This window comes from Pseudoalteromonas sp. SCSIO 43088, from assembly GCF_023650795.1.
Classification (GTDB): Bacteria; Pseudomonadota; Gammaproteobacteria; order Enterobacterales; family Alteromonadaceae; genus Pseudoalteromonas; species Pseudoalteromonas shioyasakiensis.
In genome coordinates this window covers 1,125,800-1,149,979 of the sequence record NZ_CP072675.1, presented here as the reverse complement: position 1 = coordinate 1,149,979, position 24,180 = coordinate 1,125,800, and the positions used below count along the sequence as shown (strand labels likewise).

The 24,180-nt window shown below is 41.6% G+C and carries 27 protein-coding genes; 7 read left to right on the top strand and 20 right to left on the bottom strand.

The annotated features are described in order from the left end of the window. Window positions 1-252: 252 nt before the first annotated feature. Window positions 253-1,476 carry an EAL and HDOD domain-containing protein gene (locus J8Z28_RS05255; protein ID WP_054562155.1) on the top strand — a complete coding sequence of 408 codons (1,224 nt, stop codon included), beginning with the start codon at window positions 253-255 and terminating at the stop codon, window positions 1,474-1,476. Window positions 1,477-1,541: 65 nt separating this feature from the next. On the opposite strand, the gene J8Z28_RS05250 is transcribed toward J8Z28_RS05255, so the two are convergent. From J8Z28_RS05250 to ccmA, 10 genes are read right to left on the bottom strand one after another with little or no spacing between them, the layout of a single operon-like run. Further along, window positions 1,542-2,273, bottom strand: a complete 732-nt coding sequence (locus J8Z28_RS05250) for an MlaA family lipoprotein (protein ID WP_250660029.1) — start codon at window positions 2,271-2,273, stop codon at window positions 1,542-1,544. Between the two features lie 9 nt (window positions 2,274-2,282). Further along, window positions 2,283-3,545 (bottom strand): c-type cytochrome biogenesis protein CcmI, encoded by a 1,263-nt coding sequence (ccmI, locus tag J8Z28_RS05245; RefSeq protein WP_250660028.1) that lies wholly within the window; start codon window positions 3,543-3,545, stop codon window positions 2,283-2,285. After that, window positions 3,546-4,007 carry a cytochrome c-type biogenesis protein gene (locus J8Z28_RS05240; protein ID WP_054562158.1) on the bottom strand — a complete coding sequence of 154 codons (462 nt, stop codon included), beginning with the start codon at window positions 4,005-4,007 and terminating at the stop codon, window positions 3,546-3,548. After that, a complete protein-coding gene (locus J8Z28_RS05235; RefSeq protein ID WP_054562159.1) occupies window positions 4,007-4,576 on the bottom strand; it encodes a DsbE family thiol:disulfide interchange protein in 570 nt (189 codons plus the stop codon). The genes J8Z28_RS05240 and J8Z28_RS05235 overlap by 1 nt, the downstream gene beginning before the upstream one ends. Continuing rightward, a complete protein-coding gene (locus J8Z28_RS05230) occupies window positions 4,573-6,528 on the bottom strand; it encodes a heme lyase CcmF/NrfE family subunit (RefSeq protein WP_054553242.1) in 1,956 nt (651 codons plus the stop codon). The genes J8Z28_RS05235 and J8Z28_RS05230 overlap by 4 nt, the downstream gene beginning before the upstream one ends. A gap of 1 nt (window position 6,529) precedes the next feature. After that, window positions 6,530-7,009 carry a cytochrome c maturation protein CcmE gene (gene ccmE / locus J8Z28_RS05225; protein WP_054562161.1) on the bottom strand — a complete coding sequence of 160 codons (480 nt, stop codon included), beginning with the start codon at window positions 7,007-7,009 and terminating at the stop codon, window positions 6,530-6,532. Continuing rightward, window positions 7,006-7,209 (bottom strand): heme exporter protein CcmD, encoded by a 204-nt coding sequence (ccmD, locus tag J8Z28_RS05220; RefSeq protein ID WP_054553244.1) that lies wholly within the window; start codon window positions 7,207-7,209, stop codon window positions 7,006-7,008. The genes ccmE and ccmD overlap by 4 nt, the downstream gene beginning before the upstream one ends. A 2-nt stretch (window positions 7,210-7,211) precedes the next feature. Further along, complete coding sequence (locus J8Z28_RS05215) at window positions 7,212-7,949, bottom strand: heme ABC transporter permease (RefSeq protein ID WP_054553245.1); 738 nt, start codon at window positions 7,947-7,949, stop codon at window positions 7,212-7,214. Between the two features lies 1 nt (window position 7,950). After that, window positions 7,951-8,637: a heme exporter protein CcmB gene (ccmB, locus tag J8Z28_RS05210; RefSeq protein ID WP_054553246.1), complete on the bottom strand. Its 687-nt coding sequence runs from the start codon at window positions 8,635-8,637 to the stop codon at window positions 7,951-7,953. Continuing rightward, window positions 8,637-9,257: a cytochrome c biogenesis heme-transporting ATPase CcmA gene (gene ccmA / locus J8Z28_RS05205; protein WP_095209716.1), complete on the bottom strand. Its 621-nt coding sequence runs from the start codon at window positions 9,255-9,257 to the stop codon at window positions 8,637-8,639. Before ccmA ends, ccmB begins: the two co-directional genes overlap by 1 nt. Window positions 9,258-9,359: 102 nt before the next feature. Between ccmA and fliK the strand changes: the two genes are divergently transcribed. Further along, window positions 9,360-12,140 (top strand): flagellar hook-length control protein FliK, encoded by a 2,781-nt coding sequence (gene fliK, locus J8Z28_RS05200; protein ID WP_250660027.1) that lies wholly within the window; start codon window positions 9,360-9,362, stop codon window positions 12,138-12,140. Window positions 12,141-12,247: 107 nt separating this feature from the next. On the opposite strand, the gene flgG is transcribed toward fliK, so the two are convergent. The 8 genes from flgG to J8Z28_RS05160 form a co-directional block, all read right to left on the bottom strand. Beyond that, on the bottom strand, window positions 12,248-13,036 hold the full coding sequence (gene flgG, locus J8Z28_RS05195; RefSeq protein ID WP_054553306.1) for a flagellar basal-body rod protein FlgG: 789 nt from the start codon (window positions 13,034-13,036) through the stop codon (window positions 12,248-12,250). Between the two features lie 21 nt (window positions 13,037-13,057). After that, window positions 13,058-13,822, bottom strand: coding sequence for a flagellar basal body rod protein FlgF (locus J8Z28_RS05190; RefSeq protein ID WP_054553307.1), 765 nt, complete (start codon window positions 13,820-13,822; stop codon window positions 13,058-13,060). Between the two features lie 160 nt (window positions 13,823-13,982). Continuing rightward, window positions 13,983-15,350: a flagellar hook protein FlgE gene (gene flgE / locus J8Z28_RS05185; protein ID WP_058586421.1), complete on the bottom strand. Its 1,368-nt coding sequence runs from the start codon at window positions 15,348-15,350 to the stop codon at window positions 13,983-13,985. 52 nt (window positions 15,351-15,402) lie between these two features. Beyond that, complete coding sequence (locus tag J8Z28_RS05180; protein ID WP_058586422.1) at window positions 15,403-16,083, bottom strand: flagellar hook assembly protein FlgD; 681 nt, start codon at window positions 16,081-16,083, stop codon at window positions 15,403-15,405. 13 nt (window positions 16,084-16,096) lie between these two features. Then, window positions 16,097-16,528: a flagellar basal body rod protein FlgC gene (flgC, locus tag J8Z28_RS05175; RefSeq protein WP_058586423.1), complete on the bottom strand. Its 432-nt coding sequence runs from the start codon at window positions 16,526-16,528 to the stop codon at window positions 16,097-16,099. 2 nt (window positions 16,529-16,530) lie between these two features. Further along, window positions 16,531-16,941, bottom strand: coding sequence for a flagellar basal body rod protein FlgB (flgB, locus tag J8Z28_RS05170; RefSeq protein ID WP_250660026.1), 411 nt, complete (start codon window positions 16,939-16,941; stop codon window positions 16,531-16,533). A gap of 135 nt (window positions 16,942-17,076) precedes the next feature. Continuing rightward, window positions 17,077-17,907: a CheR family methyltransferase gene (locus J8Z28_RS05165; RefSeq protein WP_054562221.1), complete on the bottom strand. Its 831-nt coding sequence runs from the start codon at window positions 17,905-17,907 to the stop codon at window positions 17,077-17,079. A 21-nt stretch (window positions 17,908-17,928) separates the two neighbouring features. Then, window positions 17,929-18,861, bottom strand: a complete 933-nt coding sequence (locus tag J8Z28_RS05160; protein WP_058586424.1) for a chemotaxis protein — start codon at window positions 18,859-18,861, stop codon at window positions 17,929-17,931. Window positions 18,862-19,003: 142 nt separating this feature from the next. Between J8Z28_RS05160 and flgA the strand changes: the two genes are divergently transcribed. The 3 genes from flgA (at window position 19,004) to flgN (ending at window position 20,531) form a co-directional block, all read left to right on the top strand. Then, on the top strand, window positions 19,004-19,708 hold the full coding sequence (gene flgA, locus J8Z28_RS05155; protein ID WP_058586425.1) for a flagellar basal body P-ring formation chaperone FlgA: 705 nt from the start codon (window positions 19,004-19,006) through the stop codon (window positions 19,706-19,708). A 78-nt stretch (window positions 19,709-19,786) separates the two neighbouring features. Further along, entirely contained in the window at window positions 19,787-20,107 is a 321-nt protein-coding gene (gene flgM, locus J8Z28_RS05150) for a flagellar biosynthesis anti-sigma factor FlgM (RefSeq protein WP_054553314.1), read from the top strand. Beyond that, on the top strand, window positions 20,100-20,531 hold the full coding sequence (gene flgN, locus J8Z28_RS05145) for a flagellar protein FlgN (RefSeq protein WP_054562224.1): 432 nt from the start codon (window positions 20,100-20,102) through the stop codon (window positions 20,529-20,531). Before flgM ends, flgN begins: the two co-directional genes overlap by 8 nt. A gap of 113 nt (window positions 20,532-20,644) precedes the next feature. Here the strand turns inward: flgN and J8Z28_RS05140 are convergent, their stop codons facing one another. After that, entirely contained in the window at window positions 20,645-21,103 is a 459-nt protein-coding gene (locus tag J8Z28_RS05140; RefSeq protein ID WP_054562225.1) for an LPP20 family lipoprotein, read from the bottom strand. Window positions 21,104-21,213: 110 nt separating this feature from the next. On the opposite strand from J8Z28_RS05140, the gene J8Z28_RS05135 reads away from it, so the two are divergent. Continuing rightward, on the top strand, window positions 21,214-22,404 hold the full coding sequence (locus J8Z28_RS05135) for a flagellar assembly protein FlgT (RefSeq protein WP_055020695.1): 1,191 nt from the start codon (window positions 21,214-21,216) through the stop codon (window positions 22,402-22,404). Here J8Z28_RS05135 and J8Z28_RS05130 read toward each other — a convergent pair. Further along, window positions 22,387-23,286, bottom strand: a complete 900-nt coding sequence (locus J8Z28_RS05130) for a LysR substrate-binding domain-containing protein (RefSeq protein WP_054562227.1) — start codon at window positions 23,284-23,286, stop codon at window positions 22,387-22,389. The genes J8Z28_RS05135 and J8Z28_RS05130 overlap by 18 nt on opposite strands. 109 nt (window positions 23,287-23,395) lie before the next feature. Here J8Z28_RS05130 and J8Z28_RS05125 point away from each other — a divergent pair, with 109 nt between their 5' ends. Next, window positions 23,396-24,124, top strand: a complete 729-nt coding sequence (locus J8Z28_RS05125) for a glutathione peroxidase (RefSeq protein WP_054562228.1) — start codon at window positions 23,396-23,398, stop codon at window positions 24,122-24,124. Window positions 24,125-24,180: the final 56 nt, after the last annotated feature.

Sequence of the window (24,180 nt, the reverse complement as noted above, 5' to 3'; positions counted from 1 at the left end):
ATAACATGCTTCCCCCCTACAACTCCAATCAAGCAGTTCAATGGCAGGGTTTACAATTTCAACCTTTTCATAACAAAAATATGATATTTAATCGCAAGTTATAGAATTCAATTGCAATTTATCCTAGTCTTAAGATCAGAATAAAATCAGTATTTATCCTCAAATACTCGCATTTAATTAATGCTATTTCAGGCACAATGACATATATTGCTGATGGATAAATGAATTAACCGAAGTGGACATGCTAGGACTATGTATTTTTACGCTGCACGCCAACCTATTTTAGATAAGGAAAAGAAACTTGTCGGCTACGAACTCCTTTTTAGGGATGGCGTAGATAACGTGTTTCCAGACATTGATGGCGATGAAGCAACATCACGACTCATTGAAGGTAGTCAGTTCAATTTTGGTTTAGAAGATTTAACGGATAACAAACCAGCTTACATTAATTTCACTTTAGAGACACTCCAAAAAGGCTACCCTTTATTACTGGGTAAAGAACAAGTCGTTGTCGAAATTCTTGAAACTATTCAACCAGGTAAACGTTTACTTGCTCTGGTTAAAGATTTAAAAGAGCGTGGTTACACACTGGCCCTTGATGATTACATTCATCAACCTGTCTGGCGTCATTTTTATCCGTATATCGATATGATCAAAATTGACTTTTTAACCACAGACAAAGAGTCGATTGAAGCGGTTATTGAAGCGATAAAACCCCACCCGCACATCAAGTTGCTTGCCGAAAAAGTCGAAACTTACGAGAAATACCAACTTGCCCTAGAAATGGGTTTTAGTTACTTTCAAGGCTTTTTCTTTTCAAAACCGGAGATGGTACAAAGTAAAACTTTGCCACCTTCTGAGATGGCTCTTGCCGAGCTCCTATACGAAACATCAAGTATTGATTTAAACCTTAGAAAAATCACTGAGGTGTTTGAACGTGACGTTAACTTATCTTATAAGCTATTACGCTATTCAAACTCCGCGGCATTTAAACGCCGTGCCGAAATCAGCACAATCAAGCAAGCGCTTATCGTATTAGGAAGCGAAGAAATTAAACGTTTCTTGTCGCTGTTATTTGCAGCTCAAGTATCTGCAGATAAACCTGCTGAGTTAATACGTTTATCATTAACCCGCGCCCGGTTTGCTGAATTACTGGCAATTAGTCATGGTAAGTTACGCGATACAGGTATGGCTTTCTTAACAGGCATGATGTCATTAATGGATGCTATCTTAGATGAAGATATGCCAAGCGTTATGAATAAGTTACCGCTGACCAACGAAATTAAAGACGCTCTACTTAAAGATGAAGGCTTACTCGCTACCTATCTAAACCTTGTAAAATTCTATGAGCAAGCAAATTGGGAAAAAGCGAAAGAAATCCAACAACAGTTGGGCCTTAAGCCAGAAGAAGTACCGGACGCTTACCACGACGCATTAAGTTGGTCTAATGACCAAATGAGTGTGTTTGGAGACTGATGAATATCAATCTATTAATGCTATAAAAAATGCCAGCAATTGCTGGCATTTTTATTTGAATAATCTTAAAGATTTTCTAAGAAGTCTTCGTCAAAATCATCAGGCTCTTTTTCTACTGGCGGATTACCATCATGTAGCTCATATAATTGACGCTGGAAGTAAATATCCTTCATGAAGATATAAGGGTCTAGCGACTCATTTAATAGGCTCTCTTGTGGCATTAATGAAGCACGGGCCTCAACCGCTTTCAGCACGAACACTAATATTGTCTGTGGTGTTGTTAACGTGATTTCAGGTAACACAAAGTTATCTACCACATCACCTGTTAGGTTTCGTGCTGTACTTGGCCCCATACCTGGGATCATCAAGTATGCGCCATCACCTACACCCCATACACCTAAGGTTTGACCAAAGTCTTCATCGACAATTTCTAAACCCAGCGATGAAGCGACATCAAAAAAGCCGAGTAAACCTACCGTAGAGTTCACTAAAAAGCGCGCTAGGCTAATACCCATATTACCAGGTTTACCTTGCAGGCCAGCATTAACCATATCTGTTGGTGCGGTGATGTTATCGGTAAAATTAACAATGCTACGTCTTACCGGTGTTGGCGTGACTGTAACGTAGCCAACAGCTGCTGGGCGAAGAATATAAGCGTCAAGCACGTCCATATTAAAATCATACATAGGACGGTTAAACGACTGTAATGGGTCTCGCTCATCCGCTTTTTCTTCAGGTATTTGTGCGCATCCTGCAAGCACTACAAAAAAGATAAAAAATATACTGTGCCTAAACATCGGCTATCCTTAAGGTATTAACTCATTAATTAGCAACGAATATTCTTTTACGTTTGCGCGCTCTAAAACATCCGACTTGCCTTCCAACTCGCCGCTAGAAGTTACCACAGTTGCATCTTTTGATAAACGCGCAGTTAAAATAATTTTATCGACACTTGATAGATTCAAGCCTTCTACCATGGCATTGCTATCACTCAACGTCACGGTTAGCGGAAAGCTATATTCGGTCATTTTTACCACAGCTAATGGCATTTGTGGACCACTGGCTGCTTTTGCAAAAACAAATAACGTGCCGTTTTGTGGCTGCGAATCTGCAAGTGCAGAGTCTAAATCAACCGTGATGCTAATTTCACTGTTTGAAGCTTCTGCGAGTTTTGTATTTGTAACTTGCTGCTGATTATTTAAATGAGCATCAATTTCAGCAATTCGCTCTGCAATCATGCTATAACGCGGGTCGTTTTGCTGCATACTTGCAAGCAGTACTTCAAACGCAGTTTTTGCTTGCAGCCAATCTTTACGCTCATAAGCAATTAGGGCTAGCAATGAGATAGCATCAATATTGGTCGGCTCTGCTTTTAACACTCTCGATAACATAGTCGCTGCACGTGACATATTCGCATCACTGCCTTCCATTAGCAGAACTTGCGAGTAACTGATCAGCACTTGCTTGTTATCTGGGTTCATTTTAAGAACCTTATCAAATGACTGCATTGCCATATCAAATTCATTTAATGACATCGCAACACGACCTAGCAGCATCCACGCCACTTCATCATCACCACTTTGATCAAGCTTGGTACGCAATGCTAAAGCAAATGCTTGCAGCTCATTCGGTGTTAACGGCTCACCATCTTGCATTACGGCACGCTCACCATACGACTTAAGGTTTGCCATCGCGTCATGCCAGCCTTTAATTTGCTGCTGACTACCCGTGTAACCGTAAAAGATAGCCGTTAAAACAATTAAAAAGCCAGCGCCAGTAAGGGCAAAAATACGGTTGTTACCTTTACTATTTAGCGCTTTTTCTGGAGACAATTCATTGAGTAAACGACGCTTTTGTTCGATAACTGACTCATCGTGCATTTGTGCATCAATACGCTGGTTATCTAAGTCAGCTTTAAGCTCGTCTAAACGTTGATGATAAATTCGGATTAACTCCGAGTTTGCATTGTGATCAAGGCGTTGAATACGTTCGCGTTTAAAAAACGGAACGACAACAAATAGCAATGCAACCAGTGTGAGTAAAACAAAAGAAGCCCACATTAATGCCATCTAGCTTTGCTCCTGACGTTGATTTTGTTCAATTAACTTTGCAAGCAGCGCCTCGTCTTGCTCTGTCCATGTTTGTTTTACAGATGCCTTACGTTGGCGTAAAACAATAAAGCCAAAGCCAAGTACCACAATTAATACTGGCAATACCCATAACACTAAGGTTGCTGGTGTTACTGGTGGATCGTAATGTACGAAGTAACCGTAACGGTCAATCATATAATCGATGACTTCATCTTTGCTTTTGCCATCTTTTACCAGCGTTAACACTTTGTCACGTAAGTCTTTGGCTACAACGGCGTCTGAATCGGCAATGTTCTGGTTTTGACATTTAGGGCAACGCAGCTCTTTGGTAAGTTCACTAAAGCGAACAGCTTGCTCTTTATCATCAAATTGATACTTGTCTTGCTCTGCAAATGCGCTAAACGTGATAAGCAAACTTGCTAAAAAAATCACGAGTCTCATTACTGTAACTCCTGCATTAACGGTGCGAATTTGGCTCGCCACACACGCGGATTAATATCGCCGGTATGGTGCAGCAAAATAGTGCCTTGTTTATCGACTAAAAAGGTCTCTGGTGCGCCAGACACACCTAAATCAAGGGCTAATGTGCGTTTTAAATCTAAGATATTAAATTGATATGGGTCGCCAGCACGATTAAGCATGCTAGTGACATCTTCGCGTAGTGCGTTAATATCAAACTGGCCATCAAAGTCAGGGTCGTAGCCTTGCTCGTAGTATAAGCCAACAATCTTAACGCCCTGCTCTCTAAGCTCGGTTAAATAGCCTAACTCAGCTAAACAGGTCGGGCACCATGTGCCCCACACATTAAGTAAGTAAACTTCACCTTTTAAATCTGCATCAGTCCAACGCTTTGACTCATCCATCAAATCTGGCAGGTTAAAAGCTGGCATAGCCTGCCCAATACGCCCTGTTTGCAGCTCACGCGGGTTAGCAAACAAACCTTGATATAAAAACACACACAGTAAAACGAAAACCAGTAAAGGTGCTAGTGCGAGTAGTTTACGGTTCATGCTGAAGCCTCCTGCTTAGTCGATTTTTGACGATAGCGTTTATCACCAAGTACTAAAAAGCCTGCCAGTGAAATCAAGATACCACCGAGCCACATCCAACGAACATAAGGCTTGTGGTAAATACGTAACGACCACGCACCTTGGCTTAATTGCTCACCAAGCGCTAGATATAAGTCACGTGTGAAGCCTGCATCAACAGCCGCTTCAGTCATAAACTGCATGCCAATGTCATAACGGCGTTTTTCAGCATGTAAAACGGTTACTTGTTTATCGTTTTTCAGCACAGTGACAACCCCAGCATGGCCGCTATAGTTAGCGCCGCGAATAGATTTAACACCATCAAAGCGGTACTGGTATTCATTTAACGCCACAGTGTCACCCGGCTTCATTGATACATCACGCTCTACTGAATAAGCAGAGGTTAACGTTACACCTGCAATCACGAACGCTAAACCAACGTGGCCTAAAACCATCGCCCAATAGCTTAGCCCTAAACGTTTAAAGCCTTCGCCTAAGGTTTTGTGAATAGTTACTTTTGCCGCTAAATCAACCAGTGTTGTAACAACAATCCATACCGCTAGCGCAGTTGCAATAAAGGTAATTGGCGCAATTACATCGTAACTTGAATATAACCACGCTGCCGTAGCCACGAGACTAACTACAGCCGATAGTGCAAACTTGTTTTGCAACATCGACCACTTATTTTGTTTCCAGCGTAACAGCGGGCCCATACCCATTAAAATGGCAAACGGTACCAGTAAAATAGCAAACATCTTATTGAAGAACGGCTCACCAATCGAAATGCTACCTAAGCCAAGTTCTTTGTGGATCATAGGCAGTAATGTACCTAGCAATACAATCAGCGTTGCCACAACTAAGAAAATATTATTTAACCAAAGCGCAACTTCACGTGAGGCAAACTTGTAACGGCCCTCACTTTTCACCTGTGATACACGCAGTGCATAAAGCGATAAACCACCACCAACTACAATGGCTAAGAAAGCTAAAATAAACATACCGCGGTTAGGATCTGAGGCAAAAGCGTGCACAGATACTATGATACCCGAGCGAACAATAAAGGTACCCAGTAAGCTTAACGAGAATGCTGCAATAGCCAACAATACGGTCCACGACTTAAACACACCACGCTTTTCGGTGGTTGATAATGAGTGCAGTAATGCTGTTGCCACAAGCCATGGCATTAATGATGCGTTTTCAACTGGATCCCAGAACCACCAGCCACCCCAGCCAAGTTCTGAGTATGCCCACCAACTACCAATGGTAATACCGAGTGTTAAAAAGCCCCATGCTGTCATGGTCCAAGGACGAGACCACTTAGCCCAGGTATTATCAAGCTTACCTGTAAGTAACGCTGCAATAGCAAATGAGAACGACACAGATAAACCCACATAGCCCATGTAAAGCAATGGCGGGTGAATAATCATACCAGGGTCTTGCAATAACGGATTTAAATCGCGCCCTTCAACAGGGAAATAAGGCAATAAGCGCTCAAATGGGCTCGACATTAATAAGGTGTATAACATAAAGCCAACACCTAAAAAGCCTAGTACACCCAGTACACGAGCACGTAATACCCAAGGTAATGATTGCGAACGCATAGCAACTACAGCGGTCCAACCCGCTTGCATTACTAACCAGAGTAAAATTGCCCCTTCATGACCACCCCATGTCGAGGTTATTTTGTAGTACCAAGGTAAGGTGCTACTTGAGTGATAAGCAACATACGAAACAGTAAAGTCGTCGGTTAAACTGGCATAAACAAGTGCAGCAAAAGACAAAAGTACAAATACGAATTGTCCAATTGCCAGTGATGGGGCTGCACGCATTAAACGTAAATTGCCGGTATGCGCGCCCCACAAAGGAAAAATACACAATAGAACACTGAGCACCATGGCCAGTGTTAAAGAAAAATAACCGAGTTCTGGGATCATATTAATTGCCGTTATCTAAGTTATACGTCGGTTTTTCGTGTTTGATACCCTTCACAGCTTCAGCAACTTCTGCAGGCATGTATTCTTCATCATGCTTTGCAAGTACTTCAAAGGCATCAATTTCATTGGCTTTAACTAACACACCCTGCGCCACAATCCCTTGGCCTTCACGGAATAAATCCGGCAAAATCCCTTGATAATTAATTGTCACCATAGGGCCTTTATCAATCAGTTTAAAGCTTACCTTTAAGCTTGATTCGTCACGAACAACTGAACCAGGTACAACCATGCCACCAATACGTAACTTTTGGCCAATATGCGGTTTTTCTTTGTTTGGTCCTTTACCCTCAACAAGTTCACTTGGGGTATAGAATAAATTAATGTTTTCTTGCAGTGCGTACAGCACTAAACCAATCGTTGCACCCACACCAAAAATAATGGCTACAACTGCTAATAAACGTTTTTTACGTCTTGGATTCATTGCCCTGCCTCTTGCTTCGCTTTCTTAATGCGCTCTTCACGTTGTGCTTGCTGCTTTACTGAAGAGAAAATACGTTTTGTATCGTTTAACGAACTAAATAAAATACCGAGTAAAATTAATGCACAGCTACCAAAAGACAACCATACATAAAAGCCATAGCCACCCATGGCAATAAAATCTGCAAAAGAATCAAACTGCATGATTAACCTCGCTCAACCATATCACGCACCCAAGGGCGATGCTTTTCACGTTGGAGAATTTCGTTTTTAAGGCGGATTAACGTCACCACACCAACAAAACCTGCAAACGCAACAATGTTAACCATTAATGGCCAAAACATGCTTGGATCAATGGCTTTAGTATCAAACTTTGTAATGGTTGCACCTTGATGCAAGGTATTCCACCACTCCACCGAGAAGTGAATAATCGGTAAGTTGATAACACCAACAATGGCTAAGATACAAGCAGCACGCCCCGCTGCTTTTTTATCTTCAAAAGCATGATAAAGCGATAACACACCAAGGTATAAAAATAACAGAATTAACTCAGAGGTAAGACGTGCATCCCACACCCACCATGCACCCCACATAGGTTTACCCCATGCTGCACCGGTAATTAATGCTATCGCTGTCACACATGCCCCGACAGGTGCAATTGCAATCACTGCAAGTTCTGCATTACGTAATTGCCATACTAGTGCGATCACTGCTGCAATCGCCATAGAAGAGTAAGCGCCCATAGATAAAATAGCTGAAGGCACATGGATAAAAATAATTCGGTAGCTGTCTTTTTGTTGGTAATCGGCTGGGGCATAAGCAAGCCCCCAGACCCATCCAACAATCATACAAACCACCGTAACGACGGCGAAATAAGGCAGTAAGGTGTTACACAATTGGTAAGCACGATCTGCTTTTGCGTAGGGATGTAACCACTTCCACATATTAACTTACACTCACTTTCAATGCTGACGATATGGCAATTGGCGCCGCTATAATCGCTACGATTAGCATGGCACCAAGGATTGCAAGCTGTCCGCTATAGGCAAGCTCCATAGAGCTGGTATCAATAGCCGAGGTTGCAAAAATTAGTACAGGGATATACAAAGGCAAAACAAGCAAACTCATTAAAATGCCGCCTTTTTGTAGCCCCACAGTGAGTCCAGCGCCAATTGCGCCAATGAAGCTAAGCAATGGCGTACCTAACAATAAGGTCAGAACGGTTGCTAAAAGCGCTGAACTTTCTAAATTCAATAACAAAGCAAATACCGGAGTCATTAACACTAAAGGCAACCCCGTGATCACCCAATGCGCTGCCACTTTTGCAAGGACAGTTAACGGTAATGGGTATGATGAAGCAATTAATTGCTCTAGTGTTCCGTCGTGATAATCATCACGAAATAGCTTATCTAGGCCTAACATGGTCGACAGTAACGCAGCGACCCAAATAATGCCCGGAGCCATACGAGCAAGTAGACCGGGTTCAGGGCCAATTGCTAACGGAAAAAGTGTAATAACAATAAGAAAAAACAAGATAGGGTTAACGATTTCAGCACGCTGACGAAACGCTAATTTAAGATCTTTAGAAAAAACCGCAGAGAATAATTGCCAATACGAATGCTGTTTTACCATCAGTGGCGATACTCCAAAGTCACTGTTTGTAAGTCACTAAAATGTGTCGTTAAATCTTGGTGGGTAGTTAAAAGAATCGCGCCGCCAGCATTTAGGTGCTCAACAAAGCGTTCTTGTAAAAATGCCACACCGCTTTTATCAAGGGCTGTAAATGGCTCATCAAGGATCCATAGTTTGGCGCTGTTTAACCACAGTCTTACTAGGGCGACACGACGCTGTTGCCCTGCTGACAACATACGAACAGGCACATCCTCAAGACCCACCAAGCCTATTTTTGCTAAGATCGGATACAAGTCTTGTTTGCTATCGTAGCCATTAATTTTTAGCCAAAATGCGACATTCTCAAGGGCAGTAAGTTGTGTATTTACCCCTGTTTTATGGCCGATGAATAATAACTCTTGTGCATATTCATCATAGTATTTTGTAATCGAGCGTTCTTGGAACAAAACATCGCCTTCATCCGCCATAGCGAAACCCGCGATAATACGCAATAATGATGTTTTACCAGCCCCATTCGGACCAGCTAACTGCATAATTTGTCCCGATTTCAAGCTGAAATTAAGATCCGCAAACAAACAACGATCTTGCTTGATGCAGGTGACGGCCTTAATGTGTAACAAGATGACGATTCTCTATACCCAAAATTAGGCGTTAGTCTACCATAATGATAGGGTAATACGAATATTGCTTTAAAACGATTAACTTATATTTGATCTAAAATAATGAATAAACAAAGCCAGTTGACTCTCAGCACTCAGCTTAATCTAGACCCAAAAGCAATCAGCAGTGCATCACAGCAATCACCTAATGATGCATTGAAAATGCTGGCTGAGCAGAGCCTAACTGCCCGTAATATCGTGATTGGTAAGCACAGTGTGCAAATGGACGTGCTAATCAATAACTCATGGCAAACATTACGCTTATCAACAGAGCAAGAAAACCTTAAAACTGAGCGCTTTTTAGCGGCCAATATTCAATTAAGTAGTGATGGTAAACAGCTGACTATCACACCAGCACCGCTGACGATTACACTTGGCAAAAGCCAGCAATTACAAGCACTACTGAACTTGCTAACGCAAGGGAGTGCAAATACAAATATGCCGCACCCGGCTCAGATTGCGCCAAGTAAACCTTTACTACAACTACCGGCATTAAAAGCTGAGTTTGCTCTTAACAATAGCCTGGTTGCTCTTTTAAAAGCTGAAGCACCACTTAAAGCCATTTTGCTGCCTGCTACCAACCAACAAAATAGCTTTAATTTAAACATTATTAATCGCTTTGGGGATTCTCTCCATCAGCAAAGTGTTAGCCAACAAAAAGTAGCTGAGTTGGTGGCTAAGCTAACCCCTGAAATGAATTTAAAATTAGCTGGGCAACAAGTACAGTTAAGCGTTGCAAACAAGCAAAGTAATGAATTAACTTTACCGCTACCGGCAATATCGCCAAAACAAGCTAAGCAAATTCAAGCGCAGTGGCAATTTCATCCTCATGCATTAAAACTAATACCCCAGCAAGTTAAAAATACTGTTGAACTTATAAATAAAGCACCTGTGCAACAAATACTGTTAAAGAACTCTCTGTCAGAGACATTCAATCAAGCATTAAAAAGCCAAGCTGTTGAACCTAAGAGTACGTTGATAGCGCCATCGAGCAGCTCAAATTCCCCCATTAGCTCTTGGCTAAAAGACAGTTTTGCTGATTTAAAAACGCGTATTAGTGATGCAGTGCGCTATTTTGAAAAGCTCCCCGCTACCACCAAAGCGGCTGTTAACCAGTCAACGCATCAGCTGATTGAAAGCAAAAATACAATTAGCCAACTGGGCTTTAATGCTAATAAAATCAATATAGTAAAGTTTGCCGCTATTCAACAAAGCGCGCCACAACACGCCGTCCCCCAAGTATCGCAAAAAACCAGTGGACCAGTTTCAGCAAATACGCCATTACCTGCGACTAAACAGACAGAGCCATTAACCGAAAGTCAGTCTACAAGGCAAGTTAGCTTACCCGTGAGTTATAACAAGACTCCACCTTTAATACAGTTACTGCAACGGATAAAAGTCAGCTTAGAGCCGCTTGTTAGCGTGCAGCGCCCTGCCACTCAAATAGCAATCAATAGTAAAGCGCAAACTCCTGCTTTGAATAAAGATACGGCTTTACAACAAACACCTGTAGACAACAAAGCAGTTAGCGGCGCTGTTACTACCATGAAATCTGACAAACCAGCCTCAGAGCAGCTCGCCCAAGCTAAAAGTAACCTTGCTAATTCAGTAGTTAAAAACCCGAGTGAGCAGGTTACACAAACTAAACAAGCGACATTAAGCACAGACCCAAATTCTTCTGCGCTAAATGTAAAGCCTGATTTAAAAGGAGCACCTGCCCCTTTGCAACAACAGGCTGTAAAAACAGTGGTTAAAAACCTTGTAGCGGCAGAGCCTAACGAGCAAGTAAAACAAAATAATCTAGCGACTCGAACACCAGCTGAGCAAACAGCAGGATTACAAAAATTTGCCCAGCAGCAAACTCAATTACATGCCCCCTACTTAGCTTTGAAAGAACCCAACTTGAGTCAGCCATTGTTGCCGATAAGACCGATTGAGGCTGCACTGATTGCGAAGCTATTACCGCTTCCTGAAAGCAAACCTTTAGCAAGCACACCTATACCAGTGCAATTAACAGAAAAACTTGTAGCTCTGAGTGAGCAAAACACATCGTCTTCGGTAGATTTGAATCGACTCGTAAATCAAGCATTTAATCGCATGATCTCGAGTCAAAACATGCACCCTACTACGATTGAACGAGAGCTTTTAAGTATCCTCAGGCCAACAGCATTACCCAGCCAGACTCAGCAAGCGAGCTTTAGCCAAGGGTTAGAACAATTAGCTGTGGCTTCACTTGCCGCGCCAATTATTAATCAAGCACCAACCAACCTTAGTTTTAATAATCAAACAGGTCTTGATGCCTTACTGCAAGTGTTAGTGCCCAACTTTAAAGCCGTTAACGGTAATAAATTACTCGAGCAGCTACAGCAGCCTGCGATACAAGCCATGGCGGCTGAAGCTTCACAACTAAAAAACACTTTGGCTCAGGTGCAAACAACACCTATCAATCAGCAACAAGATAACAGTGCTTTAGCGCAATTTTTCTTGCCGATGAAATTACCTCCTGAAACAGGGCAAACAGAAATCAGCTTAGGACAGTATAAAAAGCCAAGTAAAAATAAACTCGAAGCGAAAAATGTCTGGTTTGTGCGCTTGAACTTTGATTATGCACAGCTTGGCAAGTTACAAATTACCGCAGAGGTGATGGATAAAGCAGTTGATTGCCAGTTGCTCGCTTCTTCACAAGAAGTGACAGCGCTTGCTCATCCGCATTTAGAAACACTGCGTCATAAATTAGCAGGCCATGGCTTAAATGTAGGTGAGTTAAACTTGCAACAAGGAACGTCAAGCCACCAAGCTTTTTATAAATCCCATGCGATTATTAACATTTACATAGGCGCATAGTAAGGGTCATCCTGAACCACATGATGATTTTGCGTTGTCATACAACCACCCAGCATTAATGCTGCCGATGTGACTAAGATAATGTTACGCATGCTGCCTCCTACCCATTAAAGCTGTTGATTGATGTAACTAAGCATTTCATCAACCGCTGAAATCACTTTTGAATTCATTTCATAAATTCGTTGCGTTTCGATCAAGTTAACAAGCTCTTCTGTTACATTCACATTAGACGTTTCAAGTGAACCTTGAACCACAGTACCTAAACCATCGATACCTGGGTTCCCTTGCACAGGTGCGCCACTCACAGCGGTTTCTGTGTATAAGTTTTGCCCCATAGGCTCAAGACCTGATGGATTAATAAAGTCACTAATTGTTAGCTGACCAATGACCACGTTCTCTGCTTGTCCTGAAATACGTACCGACACTTCACCGTCTTGCGAAACAGTAATTGATTGTGCATCGTCTGGTACGTTCATTTCTGGCTGTAATGGAAAACCCGCACCAGAAGTTACAATGCGACCATCTTCGTCAGTGGTGAATTGACCATTACGTGAGTATGCAATGTTGCCATCTGGTAATTGCACTTCAAAAAAGCCAGGACCTGAGATCATCCAGTCCAATGAATTTTCTGTGGTAAGCATGTTACCTTGTGAAAAGTTCTTTTGGTTAGCAACCACTTTTGCACCGGCACCAAGCATTAAACCCGATGGCATTTCAGTGTCTTGCGATGAACGACCACCTGGTTGATTTATATTTTGATATAGTAAATCTTCAAATACGGCGCGGCTTTTTTTGTAACCGACCGTGCTGGCATTTGCGAGATTATTTGAGATCACCGAAATATCGGTTTGCTGGGCGTCAAGCCCGGTTTTACTGATCCATAATGCAGGATTCATAACTCTACCCTCTCAGTCATCTTAAACAATGCGTAACAGCTGATCTTGACGCTCGTCGAGCTCTTCGGCTGTTTTCATTAATTTAACTTGTAATTCAAATTGGCGTTGATTGCTGATCATGTCGACCATTTCATGCACTGGGTTTACGTTCGACATTTCAAGCGTACCCGACAGTACTTTTACGTTTGGTGAAATATCACAAAAGCCACAAAGGTCATTGACCAACATATCTTCTTTTGGTCGAAATAAACCGTCATTACCTTTTTCAAGCTGAGTGTTATCAGCCTCAATCACTTTTAAGCGATCAACCACTTCCAAAAAGTTAGCTGGCGCACCTTGTGGGCGAACCTGAATAGCACCGTCTTCACTAAACTCAACTTTCTCGATAGGTAATGGCAAAATGATTGGACCACCTTCGCCAATTACTTGACGGCCATGGCTAGTGATCAACGCGCCATCTGGAGTAATGTTTAATGTGCCAGTTTTGGTGTACGCCTCATTGCCTGATGCATCTTGTACACTCAACCAACCACGGTCACTCATCGCGATATCAAGCTCGCGGCCAGTTTCAACAAAACCACCCGATTCCATATTAGATCCAGGGCGTTCTTGCATTGCAAACACCCTAGATGGCAGACCTTCACCGAAGGCTTGCATAGAGCGAGCTTGTGCAAAATCAGCTTTAAAGCCAGTGGTGTTAGCATTCGCAAGGTTGTTGGCCTTGAGTTCAAGACCTCGCAAACTTTGCTTAGCACCCGACATGGCAATGTAGACCATTTTGTCCATAACATTGACTCACTAAAAATACGATAACTAAGAAATGCAATAAAAGTGCCAAAGTAAAATTGACGCTAAAATAGAAGAGAAAAATGAATAATTAGAATGAAAAAAGGCTGCCAATAGAGGGAGCAGCCTTCGTGTCGGATTAAGCTTAGAGCCGTTAAAATTAACGGATCTGTAGGATGTTTTGCTGTAGTGTTGAGTTAACCTCAAGCGCACGTGAATTTGCTTGGAAGTTACGCTGCGCACTAATCAAGTCAACAAGTTCGTTAGTTAGGTTTACGTTTGATTGTTCAAGCGCAGATGAGTTAATTGAACCCAAGGTACCTGAACCTGGTTCGCCAGCAATAGGCTCACCTGACGTTAAACTCTTCTTCCAAGAAGTATCACCCACTTGTTGTAACCCCTGTGAGTTCGAAAAGCGTACCATCGCAACTTGACCTAAGAATGAAGTGTCACCATTACTGTATGAAGCAACAATTTTACCGTCAGAACCGATATCGATACCTGATAGACGACCTACAGTCGCACCATCTTGTTCAAGTGCTTTTACTTCAAAGTTACTAGCATATTGAGTAGGTACTTTGTTCGCTGTTGCCGCTTCATCACGCCAGTTCATCGTTACATCATCAGGGAAACTAGCACCATTAGATAGTAAGTCAGATAAACCTGTCGCAGCGCCTGCGCCATTTGGTAAAGTTAATGGGTTAAATGATGCATCAGTATTAGCAACACCATCCGTGTTAAGTGGTAAACCACTTGAATCAAATTGGAATGTAGTTAGTGGTGTATAAGGCGTTGTTGTTTGCTCTACACCACTTGCATCAAATGGTTTTTCATCCAGTGTGGCGTATACTTGCCACTCATTGTCATTACCTGTCACAGCTGCATCAGTTTTAACGAAGAAGAACTGTAAAATATGTGGCTCACCTAATGAATCATACACAGTTGTTGATGTTGAACTATTATATGTAGCACTTGATTCAGGATCAAACGGTGTCACTGTTGGCGCAGAGGCACGTGAATCTAGGTTAAATGATGAATAAACATTCGTGGTTGCACGCGGTGAACCTGACGCATCAGGAATTTGTAACGCCGAAGATGTACTTAAGCTTACAGAAGTGGTATCACCGGTTGCTTCATCAACAGGGAAACCTTGTAAGTAGTTACCGCTTGCATCAACAATGAAGTTATCCTGGTTTAATTTAAACGCACCTGCACGAGTATATGTGAAGTCTTGCGCACCTAGGTCATTCGCCATTGCGAAATAACCTTCACCAGTGATCGCTAAGTCAAGAGAGTTATTTGTGAAAGATAACGAACCTTGGTGGAATTGCTGTGCCACCATTGTCGTTCTTACACCGTCACCATTTTTTGTTTTACCAGAACTAAATACTGATGATGCGTATACATCAGCGAACTCTGCACGAGACTCTTTAAAGCCCGTAGTATTAACGTTAGCAATATTATTTGCTGTAACGTCTAAATCTTTTTGCGCGGCTGCTAAGCCTGTTAATGCAATATTGAAGCTCATAACTCACCTCTAACCTATCTCTTAGCCTAAGCTAACCCAAACCTTTTTTTACTTATGCGATTTCAGCTATATCAGTTAGCCTAACCGCACCCTCTTTTGTATTTACGATAATGCCGCTTGCGCCATTAATATTGACACTTTCAATATTCTTAAAGGTCGCCATAGGCATACTGCTGTAGTCTCCATTGACAAAGCCTTCAGCACTGATGTCATACTCACCTTCTGGGAGTACATTGCCATCGTTATCTTTGCCATCCCACTCAAAACGAAGTGCACCCGCTGATTGCGAACCAAGTTCCATGGTGCGTACTAACTGACCCGATGAATCCGTGATCCTCAACGTTAAAGATTCAACAGCAGTCTCTGCAACCACAGAGCCTTTTGCGAGATTTTCACCGTCAAAATCAATGGTGTCAGACTCAAGTAACGCTTGCTTACCAACGAGCGTTGAAGCCTGTAACGCAGAGTTAGATGTCATTGATGCAGTCAGTGATTCAAACTTCTCATTTAAGTTTGAAATACCCTCAGCCATAGTGAAATTCGTCATCTGCGCAATCATTTGATCGTTGTCAGCTGGCTTGCTTGGGTCTTGAAACGACAACTGTTGTGTTAAAAGTGAGAAGAAGTCTTCTTGCGTTAAAGTATCATCTTTCTCTTCTGTTTTATTTTGATTGTCTTGCCAACGTAAATTATCTAAATACGTGGATGACGCACTGCTGATGTCGTTACTCATAACTTATCCTCGGTTACCGCTGCCCAAGCAACAGTGTTTTACTTAACATTTGCTTAGCTGCATCAGCAACTTGCACATTTGTTTGGTAAGAGCGAGAGGCTGAAATCATATTTGCCATTTCTTCTACAACATTAACGTTAGGTTTGTAGATATAACCATTTTCATCCGCACTTGGGTGGTTCGGGTTATATTCAATTTGAAGAGGTTTATCGCTCTCTACAACACCTAATACTTTAACGCCAACAGAAGAGCCCTGAGGATTGCTTTGTGATGATGACGCTTTAGTCAGCTCTGCAGCAAAAACAGGATGGCGCGCTCGGTATGTCTGATCTTGGCTAGAACTAATCGTATTCGCATTCGAGATATTACTGGCTGTGGTATTTAAGCGAACATTTTGCGCACTCATACCGGTTGCTGAAATATCAAAAACATTATACAAACTCATGATTAAGCTCCTTGACTACCGAGGGCTTTTTTAAGGCCTTTAATTTTACTACTCATAAATTGCAGGCTTGCCTGATACTCTAATGAGTTCTGTACATACAAGTTTCGTTCCACTTGTATATCGACTGAGTTACCATCACCTGTATCTGCTTGATTTGGCGTACGAAACATTTCTGCACTGCCAACAAAACGACTGCCCCCGACAATATGTTTAGCATCGGTTCTTACCATGCTATTGCCGCCTTGTTGGTTGCTTTTTGCCGCTTTTAATGCCGAGGCAAAATCGATATCTTTCGCTTTATAGCCCGGCGTATCAGCATTAGCGATATTTGTCGCTAATAACTCAGCGCGTTGTGAACGGATCAACATCGCATGAGGATGAACACCAAATGCTTTATCAAAACTGATAGCCATAACCATCTCCAAAAAATTGACTCTGTAGTGGTTAATGCAAAAGCTAAGCCAAAAATTTAGGAGTAATTTGATTTATATAAGAGACTGAAAAATAAGTAAATTTAGCAACCTAAGGACTAGGTTGCTAAGGAAAGTTTACTTTTTTTGATAGATAATACCAGGGTTACAACGAACCATGTCAAAGCTATCACTTAAGCCGGCCATTGATTCTGACGCACCTAAAAACAGGTAACCTTTCGGGTTTAATGCTTGAGCAAATTGCGAAATGATTTTAGCTTTTACTTCTGGTGAGAAATAAATCAACACATTACGGCAAAATATAATGTCAAACTTGCCCATTAGGGCATATGAATCGAGTAAGTTTAAGTGTCTAAAGCTCACCATTTTACGTATAGGGTCAACTACCTGAGCCATTCCATTACCGCTGTCTTTAAAGAACTTTTGACGACGCTCCATCGACAAGCCACGAGCAAGTGCTAGCGAGTCATATTCAGCATTCTTACACATATCAAGCATAGTATTAGAAATGTCAGTGCCAATAATTTGCGCACCCATCTTCAATACACCTGGATTTTTTGACTGGAATTCGGCAACAGACATGGCAATTGAGTACGGCTCTTGTCCTGATGAACTTGCCGCTGACCATATTTTTAGTGGCCTACGTACATCTTTAAGTTCAGGAAAGAGTTTCGTTTTCAATAACTCAAACGGATATTGGTCACGAAACCAAAGCGTTTCATTGGTCGTCATCGCATCAACCACAGCGGCACGAAGCTGCCTCTCATGAGGACTCAGTGTTTTACTTACCAACTGTGATAAAGACTCAACATTAAAACGAGCCATAAGTGGCGCAAGGCGGCTTTTAACTAAATAAAGTTTATTATCGCCTAGCACAATGCCACATTGCTGCTCTAAAAAAGAGCGGAATTGATCGTATTCGCTTTGTTGTAAATGCTTATTTTCCAAAGTAATACCACCTATAAATAATTAATCACAATGAACCCACTTTTTCACAGCTGTCGCTAATTCATCTGGGTTAAATTTTGCAATAAAATCATCAGCACCCACTTTTTCGATCATTGCTTGGTTAAACACCCCACTTAAAGAGGTATGCAAGATCACATGCAAAGGTGATAATTTTGGATCTGCCTTAATTTCAGCGGTTAGTGTATAACCGTCCATTTCTGGCATTTCTACATCAGATATTAAGAGGCCAACGCGTTCGGTAATATCATTTTGACAATCAAGTTTAGCAATCTCTCTTAAACGTAATAATGCTTCTTTACCGTTTTTAGCAAGCTCAGTCTGAACCCCAAGCGGCTCGAGTGCACGCTTGACTTGATTTCGAGCTACCGCAGAGTCGTCAGCAATAAAGACAATACGCTCACCTAAATCACGCTGAATTTCGCCTTCGCCAACTACTTCAGCGCTCACTTCAGTGTTAACCGGGCAAATTTCATTCAAGATTTTTTCTACATCGAGAATTTCAACTAACTCGTTTTCAATTTCAGTGACTGCAGTTAGGTAAGAATAACGTCCGGCTCCCGAAGGCGGCGGCATTATTTTTTCCCAGTTCATATTCACGATGCGTTCAACACCACCAACTAAAAACCCTTGCACTGAACGGTTGTACTCAGCAATGATGATAAAACTGTCTTTAATATTCTCAATTGCAGGGCCACCTACAGCCATCGATAAATCAATAACAGAGATAGTTTGACCACGGATATGCGCAACACCGCGAATGTACGCATTTGATTTAGGCATGTTAGTAAGTGGTGGACATTGCAGAACCTCTCTTACTTTAAACACGTTAATACCAAAGCGTTGTCGCCCTCTGAGTTTGAATAATAGTAATTCAAGGCGGTTTTGCCCAACCAACTGAGTACGCTGGTTAACTGAGTCTAAAATGCCTGCCATTTCAATCTCCTAAAGATAAACAATCAGAGCTGGAACAATAATTGCCTTCTTTGTGTTAAAGCTACATAAGGTTACAAAGCGTCTGTTTTTTGACGCAAAATATTTATACCTTGTTTTCAACCATAAGCATAGTCGAAACAATATGAGTTTGTTAAAAAAAAGCCGAAGATACAGTGTTTTTTATTTTCTTACTAGCCTGTTGTTTACAACACAACTACAGGCAGAAGTTTATAATACCGAGCAACTTCAACAAATCGCCATCGATTTTGTTAGCGAGCAGCTCCCTGATCTGGACACCACACCTCAAATTAGTGCTTTACCATTAGATAGTCGCATTCCTGAGAGGTTATGTGAGTCACCAATTAACAAAGAGTTACCAACTGAGCCTCCTTTTAATCGGCAGGTAACTGTACAACTTAAGTGCCAAGACTTAAATAGTTGGACCCAATACGTTCACGTGCGCATTATTGAGCTCGAACCTGTGGTTGTTGTTACCACTAATTTAGCCCGCGGAGAGGTCATTCGCCCTGAACATTTACGCCTAGAAATGAAACCTAAGCAATTTGTTAGAACGCAATATGTTCAAGATGAGGCTATACTTATTGGCAGTCGCAGCAAGCGTAACTTGCGTGATGGTAGTCCGATTGTAATGAGCCAAGTGTGTATGGTTTGTAAAGGCGATAATGTAACTATCTATGCGTCATTACGCGGCTTAAGAATTAAAACCACCGGAATTGCTCTAGAAGATGGCACGTTAGACGAATTAGTACGTGTAAAAAACAAAAAATCAGGTAAAGTATTAAATGCACGTGTGGATGGGGTCGAGTCTGTACAAGTAAATATTTAATTTTTTATATTTATGCTAAAGTATCCGCTGTGCCCGCCGATATAAAGGCATATGTTGGGTAATGTATAGGTCAAAATTATGGTAAGCAATGTCAATAATGGTCAACAACAGCCTTCTGTGTTGACAAATACCAAGCAAAAAAAGCTTGATTTACAAAAAGATAATGCTAATGCAGCCGCTGCAAAATCGGCCGCACCAAAAGCAAGTGCAGATTCTGTGAGCTTAACTCCTCAAGCTAAACAGCTAAAATCTTTGCAAGAAAAAGCAGAGCAATCATCTGGCTTTGATAGCAATAAAGTGGCTGAGCTGAAAAAAGCAATCAGTGAAGGTAAATACCAAATTGATGCTGAAAAGCTAGCAAAGAACATCGCTGCATTCGAGTTTGATGTCTATGGCTGATCATAATCATTTAATAGCTAGCAAATTAACACAACAAGTTTCGTGCTTGGAGTCTATTGCTGCGCTATTAGATGATGAGTTGACAGCCATTGCTGCAAAGCGTGGTGACGGATTAAAGAGTATTGCCCAACAAAAAATCTCTTTGCTCCAACAAATTCAAACCATTGATAAAGAAGTGCAAAAGCTTGTTGCGCACAACGAATCGCAAGATGACGAAGTAAGTGCACTCATTAAGCAAGTAAATACTCTCCTAGCAAGCTGCAAGAAGAAAAATGATGTAAACGCTCACGCGGCCCATCAAGCACAGTTGAGTGTAAAGCAACTTAAAGATATTTTAATCGGTGCACCATCATCGATGACCTACGACCAAGGCGGCAGCGTGATTCAAGGCGATAAGAAAATCGTTCACAACTTGAAAGCCTAAATACTATTTCATTAAAAAAGCGCGATAACTAAGTTATCGCGCTTTTTTAATGCTTGCAGAATTTGCTGAACTTATGCGGCAAGCCAGTAGGTTACAACTAGACTAAGTTGCACCTAATAATATGTTACTTTTTTCACTTGGCGCGGTTTTACTTCGCCGATGTATAAATCGTGCACTCGCTTCATATCAAGCTGTAATTCAGTTGCGTAGGTATCCCCTACTGCATAGGTTTTAATAACCTGTGCACCTTTGATTACACCTTGTACTTGGCTTTGTAATTGATCATTATGAGCAATGCTGTTTTGCACTGTAGTGCCTGCGGAAATTCTTTGCCCGTAAACTTGCTCAGCAAGCTCCCGGTAAGCTTCAAGCTTTGAGGCTTTAATCGCAAGTAGAGTACGCTGCGATTCATTGCTACCTGGTTGAGCACTAATTGGCGCATAACCCACGGCTTTTAGCACTGGGTAGCTATCTGGCTCAATGTAAGTGTATTCTACATGTTTATCAAAAATACTACTGCAGCCGGTTAATGCTGCGCAGGCAACCAGCCCACCGAATAGAAGTGCTCGCATAATTTGCTTCCGCTTAAAACTCTTTGGCTACAAATATGCACGTTTAATGCCACTGTGGTACAGTCCTTGCTCATTTAGGTTATTCATTGGTTTTAATGCTAGGTGTCAGCATGAAAAATAAAACAATAGCCAGCTTAAAAGGCCTTGGCTTAGCCTTTACAATTTTGTTTTCTAACAATAGCTTAGCGCAGTGGTTTGAATCTACAGGCCATGCAGTTGTAAAAAATGGCGATACGAGCCAAGCCAAATCTGCCGCCATTAAAGACGCCATAACTCAAGCTTTAGTGTTTTCTGGCGCTCGAGTAAGCTCTGTACAGACACTAGTTGACGGGGTTTTGACGCAAGATCAGCTAAAAATAAGCAGCCATGGTGAAATCCAGAAAATAGAATTGATCAGCGAAGATCGCCATAACGACACCTATGCCATCACGCTTCGCCTCGATATTTTTGCTCAAGCAGAAGAATGCCCTGCAAACCAATACACCAAATTTATTGCCGTGACACAAAGCCAACTCGCCAATCGCGAGCAAGCGCGTATGGGCCAAATTTTTGACGTAAACAAAGCCATTAGTGAACACTTATATGCCAGCTTAAGTAATACGCAAATGGCAGCTAAACCGACAGCCTATTACAATATGCCGTTGCGAGTAGATCATTTTTTCACTCAGCAATACGATTACAGTAATGCGCTACTTGAAGAGATCACTAGCCGCAGTAACTCGCAATATGTATTACTGAGCCGTATTCGTGATTTATCGGTTAACCATAAGATCAATAACGATTATGCATTTTGGCAAGATGATAGTTTCAAGCGTGCATACAAAGTAGATTACGTCTTATTTGATGGCACCACTTACGAAAAGCTCTGGCAAAAAAGCTACCAAACAGAAGGTATTTGGCCGTATAAAAAGACTGAGATCATCGATGTATATAGCGACCGATTTTGGGCAACTGACTATGGCCAAGCTATTAGCGATATAAACCAAACCCTAACCTATGACTTACAAGCAGCCATGGCCTGCTTACCCACCCAAGGTAAAATACTGCATATCGAAAACGACAGACTAATCATCAACTTGGGTAAGGCGCATGGGCTTGAGCAAGGGCAAATTTTAAATATAGCCCATCATAATTACCTAACGGATGCACAGGGTAATAAGCTTCCGCACAAAATCACCACACTTAATCAAATAAAAGTGACTCAGCTTTATCAGCAATCAGCGGTTGCCATGAGTATAGATAAGCAACCACTACCTAACATTCAAATTAACGATATTGTTGAATTAGCTGCTAGTGAGTAAATGAGCTTGTAGGCCTTCATGAGCATTTAGCCAGTTAGCTAATTGCTCAACACCAGCTATATGTGGGTAGTGCTTACGAGTTGCAATGACAACTTGGCGTTGCTGGTTTGGTGTTATAGCTAAATACTTCACTCCTTCACGTGGTGTACATGCAAGCTTAGGAACAAAGGTTACCCCATCATCCATTGCCACCAGCGCGAGTAAGGTTTCAATACTGTTACCTTTATATTGATTCGAGACTTCAACCCCAGCTGAAAAGCAAAATTGCTCAGCTTGCTCCTTAAAGCAATGCCCTTCGTTTAACATTAATAAGTCACATTCATGTAATTGAGCCAACGCAACTTCAGTATGTTGTGCTAAAGCGTGTTGCTCAGAAACCGCAACTAAAAAGTCTTCTTTATAAAGCGGTGACACATGATAAGGCGCTAAATCGGCAACATCAGCAACAATTGCAATATCAATCTCACCATTATCAAGGGCCACCAGCGTTTGCGCTGTTTGCATTTCTATAAATGAAAACTGGGTTTCACTAAATGCCTGCTTCATCGAAGTTAAGAGTGTTGGCAGTAAATAAGGTGCAATGGTAGGAATAATACCTACATTGATTTTACCCTTTAGTGGGTCATGTGAGCTGGCAGCTATTTCTTTAAGCACTTGGGTTTGATCTAGGATCAGTGTGATCTGCTTAAGAAGTTGTTCACCTTGCACAGTCAACGTTACTTGCTTTGTTGAACGGTCAAAAATAACAACTCCTAGCTCTTGTTCAAGCTTTTTAACTTGTCCGCTTAATGTCGGTTGGCTGACATAGCAAGCATCAGCTGCTTTTCTGAAGTGCTTATATTGTGCAACCGCTTTTACGTATTCAAAGTCTTTTAAATTCATATCACACCACCAATAGCTTTTACCTATCATACTAATACAAACAAACGATTGGAGCTATCATAAATTAAATCGCATAATGACACTCAACAAATCAAGAGGAATCAAAACAATGTTAAACAATATCGAAGGCCAAAAAGTACCAAACGTTACATTCGCAACACGTGTAGACGAGCAGTGGAAATCAATGACCACTGACGAAATTTTTAAAGGTAAAACAGTTGTGCTATTTGCATTACCAGGTGCCTTTACACCAACATGTTCATCAACTCACTTGCCACGTTATAACGAGCTTGCGGCTGTATTTAAACAAAACGGTGTTGATGACATTGTCTGTATTTCTGTAAACGATACCTTCGTAATGAATGCATGGGCACAAAACCAAGAAGCGCAAAATATCACTCTATTGCCAGACGGCAACGGCGAATTTACCGACGGCATGGGTATGCTAGTCGATAAAAACGACTTAGGTTTTGGTAAGCGCAGTTGGCGTTATTCTATGTTGGTAAAAGACGGCGTTATCGAAAAAATGTTTATCGAGCCACAAAAGCCTGGCGACCCGTTTGAAGTATCTGATGCAGATACCATGCTTGAGTACATTAACCCAGCACAGGTAAAACCAGAATCAGTGAGTATTATTACCAAGCCTAATTGTCCGTTCTGTACAAAAGCTAAAGCGTTACTAGAGACGAAAGGTTATGTGTACGAAGAAATCGTATTAGGTCAACACGCTTCATTAACTAGTTTAAAAGCGATTTCTGGTCGTGAGACAGTGCCGCAAGTATTCATAGGCGGTGAGCACATTGGTGGCTCTGACGATTTAGAAAAACACTTTGCATAATTTTCAAGTTGGGGCTGCTAATTGCAGCCCTTTATTACTTTAAAACCTCAAACCAT